The sequence below is a fragment of the Ruegeria sp. AWH4_226 genome (assembly GCF_056159225.1).
The window spans coordinates 314,817-331,257 of record NZ_JBSWUU010000002.1 but is presented as its reverse complement, the minus strand read 5'-3'; the positions used below and the strand labels follow the sequence as shown (position 1 = coordinate 331,257).

Annotated in this window: 10 protein-coding genes; 6 read left to right on the top strand and 4 right to left on the bottom strand. The window is 55.2% G+C overall.

What is annotated here, in order from left to right:
* Positions 1-9 precede the first annotated feature (9 nt).
* Complete coding sequence (locus ACXAET_RS16910; RefSeq protein WP_475187744.1) at positions 10-2,049, bottom strand: dockerin type I domain-containing protein; 2,040 nt, start codon at positions 2,047-2,049, stop codon at positions 10-12.
* A gap of 47 nt (positions 2,050-2,096) precedes the next feature.
* Between ACXAET_RS16910 and ACXAET_RS16905 the strand changes: the two genes are divergently transcribed.
* From ACXAET_RS16905 to ACXAET_RS16880, 6 genes are all read left to right on the top strand, one after another.
* Positions 2,097-2,261, top strand: a complete 165-nt coding sequence (locus tag ACXAET_RS16905) for a hypothetical protein (RefSeq protein WP_475187742.1) — start codon at positions 2,097-2,099, stop codon at positions 2,259-2,261.
* Complete coding sequence (locus ACXAET_RS16900; protein ID WP_475187740.1) at positions 2,258-6,082, top strand: Ig-like domain-containing protein; 3,825 nt, start codon at positions 2,258-2,260, stop codon at positions 6,080-6,082. Before ACXAET_RS16905 ends, ACXAET_RS16900 begins: the two co-directional genes overlap by 4 nt.
* 59 nt (positions 6,083-6,141) lie before the next feature.
* Positions 6,142-6,960: a SapC family protein gene (locus ACXAET_RS16895; protein ID WP_475187738.1), complete on the top strand. Its 819-nt coding sequence runs from the start codon at positions 6,142-6,144 to the stop codon at positions 6,958-6,960.
* Positions 6,961-7,066: 106 nt separating this feature from the next.
* Complete coding sequence (locus tag ACXAET_RS16890; protein WP_475187736.1) at positions 7,067-8,314, top strand: TolC family protein; 1,248 nt, start codon at positions 7,067-7,069, stop codon at positions 8,312-8,314.
* A complete protein-coding gene (locus ACXAET_RS16885) occupies positions 8,311-10,458 on the top strand; it encodes a type I secretion system permease/ATPase (RefSeq protein ID WP_475187734.1) in 2,148 nt (715 codons plus the stop codon). The genes ACXAET_RS16890 and ACXAET_RS16885 overlap by 4 nt, the downstream gene beginning before the upstream one ends.
* Positions 10,442-11,752, top strand: a complete 1,311-nt coding sequence (locus ACXAET_RS16880; RefSeq protein ID WP_475187733.1) for an HlyD family type I secretion periplasmic adaptor subunit — start codon at positions 10,442-10,444, stop codon at positions 11,750-11,752. The genes ACXAET_RS16885 and ACXAET_RS16880 overlap by 17 nt, the downstream gene beginning before the upstream one ends.
* A gap of 69 nt (positions 11,753-11,821) precedes the next feature.
* Here the strand turns inward: ACXAET_RS16880 and ACXAET_RS16875 are convergent, their stop codons facing one another.
* From ACXAET_RS16875 to ACXAET_RS16865, 3 genes are all read right to left on the bottom strand, one after another.
* On the bottom strand, positions 11,822-13,588 hold the full coding sequence (locus ACXAET_RS16875) for an ABC transporter ATP-binding protein (RefSeq protein ID WP_475187728.1): 1,767 nt from the start codon (positions 13,586-13,588) through the stop codon (positions 11,822-11,824).
* A 272-nt stretch (positions 13,589-13,860) separates the two neighbouring features.
* A complete protein-coding gene (locus tag ACXAET_RS16870; protein ID WP_475187724.1) occupies positions 13,861-14,562 on the bottom strand; it encodes a response regulator transcription factor in 702 nt (233 codons plus the stop codon).
* Positions 14,562-16,427 carry a PAS-domain containing protein gene (locus ACXAET_RS16865; RefSeq protein ID WP_475187721.1) on the bottom strand — a complete coding sequence of 622 codons (1,866 nt, stop codon included), beginning with the start codon at positions 16,425-16,427 and terminating at the stop codon, positions 14,562-14,564. The genes ACXAET_RS16870 and ACXAET_RS16865 overlap by 1 nt, the downstream gene beginning before the upstream one ends.
* Between the last annotated feature and the right edge of the window lie 14 nt (positions 16,428-16,441).

The following is a 16,441-nucleotide window of genomic DNA, read 5'->3' as shown; positions in this document are numbered from 1 at the left end:
ATCGCGGCTTCAGCCGGGTTCCAGATTCCCGAGTAAGATTGAGGTCATGTCCGTGGTCAGGATATTGTCCATAACGGTGACATCAGTTCCGGTTTCATAGCGCACGTTTCTCGAGGTTATGCCAGACAGGTCCTTATCATCGTCCAGAAACACCCATTTCGCATCATATGCCGTCGGCAGTTGAACAACGGTCTGTAGAATCACCAGGGCATCCAGGGCTGTGACCCTACCGTCCTGCGTTATGTCAGCTGCAATCAGATTTTCGGGCGTCGCTGGCCCCCAGGTCGGGTCCAGTCCGACCGAGATTCGCAGAACCTGCAGTGCATCCAACGCCGTGATTTTCGAACTGGCTGTTGAGTAGGTTTTGACGATATCCAACTCGCCCTCGAATATCCCTGAGGGCAGGCCAAGATCAAACCGGCCATCTTCGTCAGCCCGAACGCTGATCGTGCCGCCACCATCTGGGGTGAACCTGATCTCAGCGTCTGACAACCCGGTGTTTCCGGTCTCAGAGTTGATCGTCACGTCACCGAGCACCCCGTTCGAACTGCCAGGGTCCAACCCGCCAAAATCTCCGAAGTCGACAGGGACGTGATCCGGCCCTCCGAACCCGGCACCAAATACTTCGGCGCTGGTCAACGGGCGGCCGGAAGATGAATTGAGTATGATAACGTCGTCGAAGAACTCGATCCGTGCACCCGTGGTCGTGGCCGTGAACGACAATTGACCCGGTGTGCGCAGCAGCGGATAGTCGAACATATCCAACCGGTCGACGCCAGCTTCAAACCCGTTGATCGTTGTTGGATCGCTTCCATATTTCATTACGAAAATGTCCGCGCCAGCACCCCCGTTCATGGTGGTTGCACCAACGCCAGCGATCAGAATGTCATCTCCTGCGCCACCAATAAGGGTGGTGTCGAGGAAACTGCCGCTTAGCATATCGTTTTGTGTCGTACCGGTTATCGTGCCAAACCCTTCGCGGATGACACCAAGGTCTTCGACCGAAACGCTAAGCTGCGTCAGCCCTGCATCTTGCTGAGAACTTGCAAGAATCTGCAGTTCGTTTCCAACTCGGGCGACGCTCAGCGTCTCGACATTTTGCAGTCCGCTATGCACCGTGTCTTCGAAACTGTGCAAATGCACAAGCTGGCCTGCAGGCGTCATTGTAAACAGGGATACGCCGTCATCTCCGCCACCGGCGACGACAAACACATGTCCGTCTGCTTCGACGACCGCAAGGTCCTGCACTGACTTAAAACGTGTATGCAGCGAGTCCAGTACGTGGTCCGTAGGAATCAGACGCCCGTCACCGCGAAGCTCCATTACGCTTAGGGAGTTGCTACCCGCCCCCGCCACCACGACCCATGACCGGTCGTAGGCCTGAACCACTTCGACCGCCGTGGGCGTTGCAATCCCCAAGGTCGAGAGGGCTTCGCTGTTGTCCACCACTGTCATGGCCCCGGCCGTCTGATCAACACTGAACGTATTGATCACGTTACTAACGCCATCTGCGGCGACCACAAAGTGATCCGCCCCTGCCCCAAGCACCTGCACTGAATCCGCCGTTGCCGTTACAGATGCTGCCAGGGTCAAACTGCTGTCGGCGCCAATTGTATATGTTGCGACCTGCCCTGTTTTCTCATGTGCAACGGTCAGCACGTCTCCGAACTGAGCAACGGCCGCGATATCTCCACCGCCGGGCAACGAATCAATTTCTGACAAGGCACCCAAAGTTCCGTCAGGTTTTATTTCATACCCGACCAACCCGGTCGCCAAGCGTATATCCAGTGCAAGCAGATCACGCCCCGCCAATGAGACAGGCACACCAATGTCACCAACTTGAAACGTGATCGTGCCGCTGAAAAACTCAGTATCCTGCAGCTGCGGCAGAGCACCTTCGACCAGTTTCCAAACCGCCACACCGCCCCCCGGGCCGGTCACCCCATACAGGTACGTTTCGTTATTAAACGTTTTTAAAGCCGTATCACCGATACCTGAATCGAGCGCTGCGCTCCCCGTTGCAACCACACCTTCGAACTGAAGCATCATGTCCAATTTCTCCACACCACACCTGATACCGACTCAAGGATGATCTGATGCGCAGCGCGAAACCAAAGCTGGATTGTGGAAAAAACGAGAAGTTCGGCTTCAGTTTGTTTCAAATTTTCTACTCCGACCGCATGAGCCTGCAAAGGCAAGGACAGATGAAAAATCCAGACTCCATCCAGCAGATGCGGACACCACATGTGAGGGCAAGATGACCAAAGAACCACATTCCCAGATAATCCCGAACGACGTTCAGTCTGATTTCGAGGGTAAGCAAAAAATCCGCCGGTGGATCGACGGTAAGATGCGTCGATGGGCTGGGCGGAGCATTGCAGGTGGGCTTGGTTCGACCATCCTCGCGCTGCCGGCATTGGCACAGGCCACGATTGAAGAACTGTACGCATTTCAGTTTGCTGAGACCATTCCGGGTGTGCGGTCGGTCAAGCTGTTGGAAAATGGCGATGTCCTGTTGAAGCTGACAGACGGACGCAAGATGGTCGTTGCTGCCGAAAATGTGCAAGTGCTGGACAGCGGCGCAATCATGATTGCCGAAGGGGCAGTCTCAGAGATCGCGCAGTTGAGCCTGGCGGAAGCTGGTGGTGCCGTTGCCGCTGCTACAGGTGGTGTCAGTGCTGCAACGGTGGCTCTGGGCGGTCTTGGCTTTGCCGGCGCTGCAGCGGCTGCCGCAGGTGGTGGCGGTGGAGGTGGGAGCGATGATCCGGTCGCCGCGCCGACCTATCCGGTTCTCAACCTTGCAGGCGCGCAAAGCAATACTCTAAGCAGCGCCAGCACGAGCTTAATTGCGCCAGCAGATACCGACACTGTCGAAATCACCATTGGCACAGTTACCAAGACCGTGACGCCTGATAGTGACGGCATGTGGACCATTTCGCTTAGTCCATCCGAAGCCGCTAGCCTGCCGCAGGGCGTTAATGACGTAACGGTTCGCAATCTCGATGCGGAGGGCACAGAACTGTCGTCTGAGATGTTTACATTCGACGTGGATACGATCCCTCCGATCCTGACCATAGCCGGGTTTTCCGACGGCCCGGTGATGAACGCCTCAGAGCAGTCTACCGACCTGGCGGTAACCGGCACAACAGATGCCGAAGACGGACAGACCGTTACGGTTACGATCAATGGGCAGACCTATTCTGGCACTGTTTCCGGAGGAGCGTGGAGCGTGACCGTTCCCGCCGCCGATCTGGCTGGCCTGTCAGACGGCGCAACCGTTGCTATCACTGCTGACGTCGAGGATCAAGCCGGCAACCCCGCAATGCAGGCCAATGGCAGCTTTGATACAGATTTCACCGCCCCCACCATCTCACTCGACCCGGTTGCGGGCGGGTCCATTGAACTGATCGACGTTAGCAGCGACCTGATCCTTACCGGATCGACCAATGCGGTTGACGGTCAGCCAGTGACGGTTATCTTCGACGGGCAAAGTTATTCCGCGATGGCATCTGGCGGTGCCTGGAGCGTAACAATCCCAGCCGCCGATCTTGGAGGGTTGTCAACCGGTGTCCCTGCGGCGATCAGTGTTTCGGTAAGCGATGCGGCCGGCAACATATCAGTTCCTGTTTCAGCCTCGGTGCCGGTGGACCTGACGGGACCGTCCGTCGCGATCTCCCCCCTGTCTGTCGGCGAAGTTCTGAATGCTGTCGAGATTGGATCGGATCTGACAATCTCAGGAACCACCGACAAAGTAGGAGACGGACAGCAAGTGACTGTTACCCTGGACGGCAAAGCCTATACCGGCACAGTCTCAAGCGGCAGCTGGAGCGTGAATGTCCCGACCATAGATCTGCTGGCGCTCTCGGACGGCGGAAGCTTTTCAATTACAGCAGATGTCTCTGACTCCGACGGGCTAATGGCGCCTCAAGCAAGTGTCCCTATTTCCAAAGATATCACCGCCCCGGCCCTCTCGATCGATACATTCTCAGGTGGCGCGGTTCTGAACGCGGCCGAACAGGGCACGGACCTGACGATCTCAGGGTCGACTACGGCGGAGGACGGGCAAACGGTGACGGTTTCGGTGATTGGTGAAACCTATACAGGCATAGTAGCCGGGGGGGCTTGGTCGATCACCGTTCCCGCGGTTGATCTGGCTGCTTTACCTGATGAGGCGACCGTTTCAGTCACGGCAGACGTGTCAGATGCGGCAGGAAATCCTGCAGTTCAGGTCACAGGTGACTTTGACACCGACTTCACAGCGCCGTCGGTCAGCATCACGAGCGTGCCGGATGGCGCTGTCATGAATGCTGCGCAACAAGGGACAGACCTGACCGTCACTGGTACGTCCGACGCGCCGGACGGCACTGTCATCACAGTCGAAATCACCCGCCCCGACGGGACAGTTGATGTCAGCGGTACGGGAACAGTCAGCGGTGGCGGTTGGAGCTTTACCGCCGCTGCCGCAGATCTTAGCGCGTTGCAGGATGGCGTTGCCTATCGTGTCGAGGCTTCGGTGTCCGATGCGGCAGGCAACAGCGCGGTCGGCACTGCGAGCTTCAGCACGGATTTTTCACCGCCAAACGTATCGATCGACCCCCTACCCGTAGGATCAGAGCTGGACTTGGTCGAACAAGCAAGTGATCTCGTGATCACGGGGACAACCAGCGCGGAAGACGGGCAAACTGTTACTGTTACAATGAACGGGCAAAGCTATACCGGAACTGCTTCTGGTGGGGCTTGGTCTACTATTGTTCCGTCCGCCGATCTGATCGCGCTCTCAGACAGTACAAGTTATCAGATCTCGGCTGACGTAACTGACGCAGCCGGTAACCCCGCTGCCCAAGCCGTGACTGCTCTCACCGCGGATTTTCGTCCCATCCTGACAATGAACTCCGTTGGTACAAACGATGCAATCTCGCTGATCGATGCACAGGCTACCGGTGTTGTGGTTTCTGGTAGCTCGGTCGGGTTAAGTGCAGGCCAGGCCGTGGATATCGCGCTAAACGGAAACTCGGTCGGCCAAGCGAATGTTGGTGCCGATGGAACGTGGTCTCTGGCAGTCCCAGATACAGAGTTTGCCGGTATTAATGCCGGCGATTACTTAGACTTTTACGTGAACGCCACAGTGTCCGGCGGCCCGAACCCCTTGCAAGTGTCAGATCAAAACATAGCCCATGAACCGGCGGCCTATGTGATTGCGCAGACGGGGATGAGCGGAAATACACTGACATTCGCAATCTACGCTGATGCTGACCGGGACGTATCGACAGGCTTAGACTTCACGGCGGACCTGGGCTTTGACCCATCCGTTGTCAGCTTTAACAGCGGATCGGACATTGGAAATGCGTCCTTCGACTTGTTCACATCCAACCCCATCGGTGGCTCGATGGTCAGCTTCGGGGCCGCTGCAACGAGTTTCACTGATCTTAGTCAGCCTTTGGTGACGTTCGAAATGACTGTAGTCGACCCCAGCCAACCAATTGAGCTGTCGATTGCCACACCAGAAGGCGGGCCATCCGTCTTCCAGATTGGTACAAGCGGAGACGACACACTGATTGCATCCGAGATCGACACACTCGTTCGCGGACAGGATGGGGATGACATGATTGATGTCTCGGGCGTCGGACGCGACATCGTTGTATTCGAGGCTGACCCGGCTGCAAATGGAGTCGACACCATCACCGGGTTCACAATCGGCGACGCAAGTGATGTGACAGATGCGCTGATTTTTAGTGGGCTGAACGCAGCGGACTTGCGTGGCAATGGAATGAACTTTGAAAATCTGGCTGATGGTGATGTAGTTGGCGCAGATACAGGGTTTATTGGCCTGACAACGGTCTTGGATGATCTGTCCGAAAGCACGATCGAGACTGCTGTAGAAAGCTTCGCTGGGATTCAGGCTGGCGATGAGATCTACGTGATGGCGACAGACGGGTCGGATAGTGCCCTGTTCAAAGTCGACTACACCACGGCAGATTCTGCATCGATTGAAACGATTGCGCATTTCAGTGGGCTTGATGACCTGAGTGGTCTGAGCGCGGACAACATCCTGCATACAGACCCCACCGGCGCTACAGTATAACTATTTGAATTGGCTACCGCTCAACCAGACCGGTAGCCAATCACTGTAAAGGGATCAACATGGCGCAGAATGGCCACGTTCCAGTTTCTTTCGCCCGACATAGACGCAAATACTGGAGGCGCTACACCTCGTACGAATTCGCAGTAGACCGCGCTGAATGCACAATAGTCCACCAAGAAGCTTTGCAAGCAGCTTCGGCTTTTCCAGTTGTATTCAAAAGGGGCCTTGTGGGCTTTGAAACCCAGGTGATATTTTCGGTTTTCGCAGAAAAGTCGAACCCGTTCGTATCACAGTCTGGGCGATGGATGGCAACCTATATACCATCCGATTTGCGCTGCTATCCTTTTCGGGCGGAGCCGACTGGGCGAGCTTCACCAGACAGTAAACCGCTGTTCCAGTTATGTGTAGATGAAGCATCGGATCTGATCAGCAACGATCCAGACGACGAACGGTTCTTTGACGAGACCGGTGCCTTGTCATCTGCCTTGCAAGAAGTTCAAGCATTTCTGAGAAGTCGTGCTGCTGCGCGAGAGGCAACTCAAGCCCTATGTCAAATCATGGACGATCTTGGGCTGTTCGAACCACTTGCGGCGTATGACGGGGTCGACTTGGCCCCCGGAACGTTTGCAGTGTCGTCGCAGCGATTAAGCGCTTTGTCACCAGCTGAAAAAATTCGGCTTGTCGATTCCGGCGCGTTGCAATTGATCCACGCGCACCAGGTTTCGCTCTCCCATTATAGGTGGATTGCAGGCGCTCAGCGGCAGCTATCGGAGCAAAAAAAGCAAGACGAGTATACTAAAAATTTAGAAATTTCCAGTTTCCTCCATGCCATAGCCAATGCGCAGCCTGACGATTTTTCTGAAACCAATGGGGTGTGAAGCACCTATGCCAATACGCAGATGCAATGCAGGATTTGCACTTTTATTCTGTTCCGCCGCACTTTGCTCAGCGTGCACATCAGCGCCCGACCTCACCGGAGTCGAAGTGTCGCTGTCTCGCGGTTCCGTCGGCGTCGGGGCAAGTGCTCCCTCACCTCAGCTTGCGCAAAGTGCATTTGGACAGCAAGTTCGGGCCGCTGTTGAATCAAGCCCGGAATTGGCACAGAGTGCCACGCGACTTGAGGTAGCTGCAGCCAATGAAGACGCCGCGAAAGGCGCTTTTCTGCCGCAATTCTCCGTCGGTATAAACACCAGGTCCGAGCGTAGCGAAACGAATACGGCCGACGTTACTCCGTACCTGCGTATTTCGCAGCTTGTCTATGATGGCGGTGCTGCATCAAATGATCTGGCTGCGGCGAAAGCAGGTGTCCTGCAAAGCCGGGGCGATCAACTTCAAACCGCTGCAGCGCTCGCGCTTTCGGCAATCGAAGCGTATATCGTGGTTCTGGACAGGCGCAAGATTCTGGAAATTTCTGCGCAAAATGTCACCGTTCACGAAGAACTGGTGCGGCAGATTGCGGAGCGGACCCAACAGGGTGTCGGCTCTAATGCGGATATCTTGACGGCCCGGTCACGTATGGCGGACGCGCGGACGCGGTTGGCGGATGCCCGGGCGCGTCTGGATCGTGCGGATGCCCAGTTTCGTGAGCTTTTTGGTAAAGCACCCGTGGTGTTGCCACCGCCTGTCGCAGCACCCACGTTGCTCAGAACCGATGCACAGATTGTTATGGACAGCCCACAGGTTCGGCGCGCGGACGCAGCGTTGCTATCTGCGAAAGCGGCGCAAGCAGCCGCTCTTGCGCGACGTCAGCCAGAAGTTCAGGTTGCCGCCTTCGCCGATAGGGACAACAATCATGATGCAAATTTCGGTGTCGATCTCGCGTTAAACTACGAAATTGACAGCACAGGCCAACGTCGCGCCACCATCGCTGCGGCCGAAGCGCAGGTCAAAGAGGCTGAATTCGCCCGTGCTGCGGTCATTCGGGATATCCGCCGCGAATTGGAATTCGTTCGGTCGGACCAACAAGCTGGCGCAGTTCGTTTACAGGCCGCTCGGGTTGCTGTTCAAGCCAACGCCGACAGCGTGGCTGCGGCACGGGCTCAATTCACGATTGGACGCCGTAGTCTAATCGAGATTCTCGATGCCCAAAGAGATTATGTAAACGCGCAAGAAAGACTGATCCTGGCCGAGCAAAGCTTTTTTCTCACCAATTACGCTGCACTGAGCTTGACGGGCGACATTCTGGATCTGTTGGGCGTTTCAACACTCCAAAGTCTTGAGGAAGGCCAATGACCGAACGAATGCCCACGTCCCGGGGCTCTGCGCTTTCATCTCTGGAAGTCTGCCTTTTGCATGTCGCGGCCCAACTTGACCGCCCGATGACACTTGCGACTTTGCATGCAGCGCAATCTGGCCCGGAAGGAGAGCTTACTCTACGCGATGCCATTGAGGTTTCTGAGAGAGCAGGTTTGCAGGCCGGATATGGCAGGCACAGGTTGCGGGATTTCAGTGCGAATTTGGCACCTGCGTTATTACTTTTGGAAAATGAAAAGGCCATCGTCTACCATGGTCGTACGCGGGGTGGGCGGCTACTGGTATTTGATCCGGACCTTGGTGATGGGATCGGCGAAGTTTCCGAAGAAAAGCTTAGCCGCATATACACCGGATACGCAATTTTATTTCGCCGCAATCATCGCGAAGACGTGGCAACTGACGACGCCCCTGTTTCCGGTCACTGGTTCTGGTCGGCAATGGCAGCAAATCAATGGTCCTATACACAAGTGGGTCTGGCTGCCGCGCTTGCCAACTTGCTGGGACTGTCGACCTCGATCTTTATCATGGTTGTTTATGACCGGGTGTTACCAAACGAAGCAACCGAATCCCTTATCGCCCTGACGGCCGGGGTCGGCCTCGCGCTTGGGTTTGATTTTATTTTGAAACTCCTGCGGGCGGGGTTTATCGATCGCGCCGGACAAAAGGCCGACTTATTGATGGGTCGGCGCGTTTTTGACCAAGTTTTGAACATTCGCATGAAGTCCCGAACAGGATCGACCGGTGCTATGGCAAGTACTGTGCGTGAGTTCGAAACGCTGCGAGAATTCTTCACTTCGGCAACACTCGTTGCTTTAGTTGATCTACCATTTATCGGCCTGTTCATTTTTGTCATTTACGTGGTTGGCGGGCCACTGGCGCTTATCCCAGCCCTTGCAGTTCCGATTGTCCTGCTGACCGGTGTCGCGATACAGCCTTTCTTGTCGCGTCTTGCGGAAAAGAGTTTCTCGGACGGCCAATCCAAGCAATCTGTTCTGGTTGAAACCGTGTCAGGGCTTGAGACGATCAAAACCACCGCAGCGGCCAGGCAAATGCGAACACGCTGGGAAGACGCGATAGAACGCCAATCTTCGCACGGCATTCGCAGCCGGACGGTGACCCAGTTTGCATTAAATTTCACAGGCTTTACCCAACAGGCTGCGCAGGTGTTGATTGTCTTCTACGGCGTATTTCTAGTAACCGACGGTCAGGCCAGCATGGGGGCGTTGGTTGCTTCTGTCATGTTGACTGGGCGTGCCTTGGCTCCGTTGGGCCAACTGGCCCAGACCCTGACACGCGTCAATCAGGCGCGAAGTGCCTACCGTAGCCTTAATGCATTGATGCGGGCCGAAAGCGAAAGACCGCAAGGGCGCAATTGGGTACGTCGGGACAGTTGCGACGGCCGTATCACCTTTAACGATGTGCATTTTGCTTATCCGGATCAGGACCAAGACACCTTGGCCGGCGTTTCATTCTCGATTGAACCGGGTGAGAAAGTCGCGATCTTGGGACCAATCGGATCCGGAAAAAGCACCATTGGTCGCCTGTTGCTTGGGTTGTACGAGGCTGATGCAGGGTCTGTCATGTTGGACGGAGTCAATATCCGCCAGATTGACCCTGGTGATTTGCGTCGAAATATCGGCTCGGTGCTACAGGACATTTGGTTGTTTTCCGGCACGGTGCGTGAAAACATAAAAAGCGGTGCCGTCAGGCCACGGGATCAGGACCTGATCAACGCGGCCAAGGTGGCCGGTGTTGAAGATTTTCTTGCCGGTACCTCAAGCGGATATGACCTGAAGGTAACCGAGCGGGGTGAAGGTCTTTCAGGTGGCCAGCGACAAGCCATTGCATTGGCGAGGGCGTTAGTCGGACGTCCACGGGTCTTGCTACTTGATGAACCGACCAGCGCGATGGATGTAAAAACCGAAGCAAACGTGATCCGACGCCTGAAACAAGCGACGCAAAACACCACAATGGTAATAGTGACACACCGCACCAGCCTGTTGGAACTCGTCGACCGGGTAATTGTGGTTGAGAACGGACGTATCAGCGCCGATGGACCGAAAAGCATGCTTGCCCAACATGTCCGCAAATCACGGAGGCACCTGAATGTCGCGGCATCCTGACCTTGCCACGCTCGCCCGTGAAATGCGCGGTCGCTCACCCATACGTGGATCCTTGCTTTTGTTGGTCATCACTTCTTGCCTGGGGGCAATGGGGCTCTGGGCGCATCTGACTGAGTTGGACAACGTGACTCGCGTTGACGGAAGAATAGTACCCTCGGCAGATATTCAGGTGATTGAGGCCACGGAGCCCGGCGTTCTGCAGTCTTTAAAGATACGCGAGGGACAAGTAGTTGAAAAAGGCGCGTTGCTGATGGAGTTCGAAACGACGCAAATCGACAGCCAACTGGGTCAGGAGCAGCAACGCGCTTTTGGCCTGATGGCGCGTACTCAACGCTTACAGGCCGAGATTGATGGCACTGACCTGAGATTTTCAGCGGCTCTGATCCAAGGCGCCCCTGAAGTGGTTCGATCAGAAACCGCATTGTATCAGGGGCGACAGGCCGAGTTGCGGGCGGAAATTGCCATTCTTGAACGACAACGGCAGCAAAGGCAGCAGGAATACGAAGAAGGCATCGTGGGCCGTGTGACCGCTGACCAAACGCTCAAGTTGTTGGCCGAAGAACGCGCTATGATGGAGCCCTTAGTCCAAAAGCGCATGGAACCCGCCACGACGCTTCTGACCCTACGCCGCGGTGAGGCCGAATGGGAGGGTCACCGGACCCGAGCTATCGCCGTGACCAACAGGCTGAAAACCGGGCTAGAGGAAATTGATGACCGCATCCGCGCCGCGCGTAGCCGCTTCCGAAGTGCGGCCTTGACCGATCTGGCTATGGCAACCACGGAACTTGCGGCTTTACAGCCAGCATTGCCAGCCCTGCGCGATCGGGCCAACCGGGCGCAGGTAAGATCACCGGTTCGGGGCATTGTAAACCGCATTCATCGCAGCACGATTGGAGGGTTGGCGCGCAGCGGCGAAGAGCTTTTGGAAATTGTTCCTTTGAACGACAAGCTGCTTGTCGAAGCCTATGTGCGGCCGGACGACATTGCTTTTCTACATGCTGGGCAGTCCGTCAAGGTCAAAGTAACCGCCTATGACTTCTCTCGCTACGGAGCACTGGATGGTCAGATCACACGTATAGGCGCCGATACAATCACACGGTCAGAACGCAATGACGAAGAGGTTTTTGTTGTTGAGATTGAGACCAGTAATTCGATGTCAGACGCTGATGGCCTAGCCGTAGAAATAATTCCCGGCATGATTGCAGAAGTCGACATTCTGGCGGGTCGAAAAACGGTAATGGAATACTTGGTTCAACCGGTTGTAAAAATCAAAGACAGAGCTCTTCGTGAATAGAAGAAACCCGCTCGGCCACTGTATAAAGAGGTAACCATACGGGCTGTTGCCCTGTAAACAATTGTATCCTCAGGATGCCGGTTGCCTGAACTGTTTGTCGAACAACTGCCTGAAAACCCCATCTTTCTCTATCAGGCTGTCCAGATTGCCCTCTTCAATCACGGCACCATCCTGAATGACAACGATCTTGTCCGCTTCAAGCACTGTAGACAGTCGATGAGCGATAACAATCGTCGTTACATTCTCTGTGAGCTTGTCGAGCGCGGTTTTGACAAGCGTTTCGGACTCAGCATCAAGTGCACTGGTTGCTTCGTCCAGCAACAGTATTTCGGATTTACGCAAGATCGCGCGGGCAATGGCGAGCCGCTGTTTTTGTCCGCCAGACAAGAATGCGCCGTTTTCACCGACCTGCGTGTCGTAGCCATGTTCCATCTTTTGGATGAATTCATGCGCATGGGCCGCGCGTGCTGCTTCTACCACTTCGTCGTCCGTCGCATCTGGGCGCGCAAATCTTAGGTTTTCCATGATCGAGGCAGAGAACAGGAACGTCTCTTGCCCGACATACGAGATTTTTCGGCGTAGAGATTCAAAACTTGCGCCTTGCAAGTCCTGACCGTCTATTTCCACCGCCCCGCTATCTGGATCATAAAACCGCATGATCAGACCGAAGATTGTCGATTTGCCGCCACCGGATTGACCGACCAGCGCCGTCGTTTTTCCGGCTTCAAACGTGAGGTTCATGTCCGAGATGACGTTGGGTTTTCCAACATATCCAAAGTTCAGATCCCGAAGGCGGATTTCCCCGGGACCAGGAGCCAGAGGCTTCGCGTCGGGACTTTCGCGCATCGGTTCTTCTTCGTCTAGCAATGAAAACATCATGCCGATGGGAACCAAAGTCGTTTCTATGACAACGCGCATCTTGGAAAGACGTTTTGCTGGTTCATACGCCATCAAGAGCGCGGTGATAAAGGACATCAACTGGCCAGCGGTCGTAGGTTCGCTGCCTGCGAAGCCAATTGTGCTGATTATTAGAATGGCGGCAATCGCAAGACCCGCGAGGAATTCCATCAGCGGGCTTGCGATTGATTGGAGTTTCGCAATCGAATTTGCCCGCTTTTCAACTGAACGGACAGCGTCGTTCATGCGTCCGGCCATGTGATCTTCCAAAGAAAAGACCTTGATGATCGTGATGCCCCCTGAGGTTTCTTGCAGGACCTTGTAGATCTCGGACAGTGACTTCATCTCTGACTTCATGATCGACCGAACCTGTTTGAGCAGGAAACGTACGCTGATCAATGCCACTGGACCTACAATGAAAAACAGCACCGAAAGCAGCGGTTGCTGATAGATCATTACAAAAACCAGGCCGATCAATGTCAGCAAATCGCGCACAAAGCTAGTGACGATCACATCGACCAACCGTCGCGCTGCCTGCGCACCTTGGGTGACGCGCATCAAAAGGCTGGACGACTCGTTCTTTGAGAAAAAGCCGACACCGCGTTTGATCAGTTTCGCATACAGGCGTTCTTGCTGAACGGCAATTATCCGGTTACCGGCCCGCGCCAGGAAAATAGCCTGAACGTATGATGCGGCGGCCTTGCCCAAAAACAAAGCAAGCACGGCTGCTGCAATCAAAAAAACCTGAGCCTGCATCTCGGGCTCGGTCATCGCATTGACAATGTTTTCCATCATCCATGCGGTGCCAGCTGTGGTTGCGGCAACCACAACCATGGCCACCATCGCGATCCCGTACAGCCAACCCTGATTGCGGAAGCTTTCCCCCAGCAGGCGTCCAATATGGCCTGATTGCCATTTGGCCCAGGTTTTTTTGATCATTTTATTCTCCAAAACCTTTTGAACGCTTTTTCCCAAGCACAGTAATGGTCTTATTCCGTTACCAACCTGCGGCGGATGGACAAGTTGCCGCTTGTTACGCCCCAGCGCGCCAAGAATCCATAGCCCGAACCCAGATAGTCTCTGTGCTGTATCTCCGCAAACATCCGGTATGGGCGGCTTTATCCTGTTTCACACTAATATATTGTCTTTTAATATAAAACTCATCTTTTCGGCTTCTATGTTCAGCTGACATGCAAGAGTTTATAGGCGCTTTATCGCCATTCAACATCCCCCAGGAAAATATATCCGGCCCCATAGATCGTTTTGATCAGGCGCGGATTCTTCGGATTTTCCCCCAGTTTGGTCCGCAACCGAGATATGCGAACGTCCATGGCCCGATCAAAGCTGTCTCCTGCAGCGCCCCCCAGCGCTTCTTGCATTTGTGCCCGGCTGATCAGACGTTTGGGACTGTCCAGGAACAGCCGCAGAACTTCACCTTCGGCATGGCTAAACGGTGTTTCCTTTCCGTCGCCATCGATTAGAACGTAGCGATCGAAATGCGCGGTCCAACCATTGAAGCAGGCCACGTCCGAGTGTGAGTTTTGCATTCGCGGTGATCTCAGCCTGGCACGGATACGGGCCACGACCTCAGCCGGGTCAAACGGTTTGGTGATATAGTCATCTGCTCCAAGCTCTAGTCCTGTTACGCGGTCTTGCACTTGTGCCCGGCCAGAGATGATGATCACTGCGGCCCCTCGTTCCAATGCCAGCCGGTGCACAAGCGCCAGCCCATCCGTATCGGGCAAAGACAAGTCGACTAGGCACACATCCGGCGTCACACGTTTGAGTGCTGCTTCAAACTCTCTTGCCCGCGCAAAGCTTTGGGTACGAAATCCTGCCTCTTCCAAAGCATCGGTCAGAACACGACGGATTTCTGGTTCGTCATCGACAATTGTGATCAACGGTTGCGTCATCAGGAAGCCTCGGTACGGATGAGTGCAGACAGCTGCGCTGGGGTGAACGGTTTATTCAGGACCGGGGCCAGAGTCAGCGCCTGCTGGTGCAACGGGTCAGAAAACGGCAAAGACGTCATTAAAATACACGGCAAGCCCGGCTTAAGCTGCGCCAACAACTCAACGCCGGTTCCTTGCCCTTCCAGCCGAATGTCCGACAATACCAAGGCGATATCCTGTATATCGGACGTCAGGGCCAGTGCTTCGTCGACGGATGTGGCCTCGATCACCGAAAACCCCAGTTCCACAAGCATATCACGGAACTGCCCGCGCAGATCGTCATTATCTTCGACCAGCAGAACCAGCCCGTCCTGAATTGGCGGAGCGGGGCGATAAGGCAAACGCATCGATACCATCGCACCCGAGGGTGTGTTACGCAGACTCAGGTCGCCGCCCGCCAGCTTTACAGTGTCGTATACCATCGGCAGACCCAGCCCCGATCCCTTGCTGCCCTTGGTCGTAAAAAATGGGTTCAGCGCTTTTTCCAACCCTTCCTTCGAAAACCCCGGCCCCGTGTCCGAGACCGAGATTTCTATCCAGATGTCACCAATCTTATGCGCACTTATTGTGACTTGTCCGAACCCGCTACACGCATCGCGTGCGTTCAGAACAAGGTTCAACAGCGCGTCCTGCACCATGCCCGGATCCAACAGCAGTGCCTCGTCCGGCAGGGTGTTCACCATCGAAAGGCCGACACCGCGCGGCAAAGAAGGTGAGGCGAGAACACGCAAATCTTCTAACAGGCTGCGCATATCGGTTGCTTTGGGCTGAAACGTTCGGTTTCCGGTCATATCCGCGATCCGGTTCAGCAATTGTCCACCCCGTCGGGCGGTTTTTTGGGTTGCGGCGACAAGTTCATGCGCCTCTGTGGGCAGGTCCATTTTTTCCAACCGGGACTGCATGCCTAAAATGATAGTCAGAAGGTTTGAGAAATCATGCGCCAAACCGCTGGTCATTTGCGCCGCCATTGCCCGGCGCCGCGTCTGTTGTAGGGCCACACGTGCTTGCGTTTCCTCAGTAATGTCGACCGACATAACATAGACGCCGCCCTCCCCGTCTGGAGAAAACGAGACGCGGATCCGGCGCGAATCCTGATCCTCGGTAAACTCAAACACCGACGTTTCGCCGCCATAGGCTTTTTGCAAGTGGGGTTCAACGCGGGCAAAGGCCGAAGCGCCCAGTGCTTCTGAGATGTGCATGCCGAGAATGTCGGACGGGCGCCCCGGCATGACCGAGCTGAGACGGCGGTTTGAATAATCATACCGCCCATCGGTATCGAGATGGGCGATATGGGCCGGCATCATCTCGGTCGTCATACGAGTCCGGGCTTCGATCTCGATCAGTTGGCGTTTTGCTTCCTCGAGGGCTGTGTTTGTTGCGGCAAGCTTTCGGTTGGCGGCAGCAAGTTCCTCGGCCCGTACAAGCAACTGCCCTGACAGCACCTCTGAACGTGCGCGCAGCAGTGCCTCCGCCTTTTTGGTGCTTGTAATATCGGTATACACGGACACCCATCCACCTTTGGGTAGCGGCGCACCTTCGACCGAGATCACGCAGCCATTTGCCCGGACACGCTCCAAGTAATGCGGCTCAAACGTCAGCGCCTGCTGGACGCGATGATTGACGGCTTCTTCTACGTCGATATCCGTGCCGTATTCACCCTGTGACGCAAGATAACGGATCGTTTCGGCGAATAATGCACCGGGCTGAACCAGTTCATCCGGCAGATCAAACATATCCTGAAAGCGGCGGTTACTGACCACCAGACGCAGCTGACTGTCATAGATCGACAGCGCCTGTCCGATCAGGTTCAGGCCCGCGCTTGTCATAGACTTTATCTGTT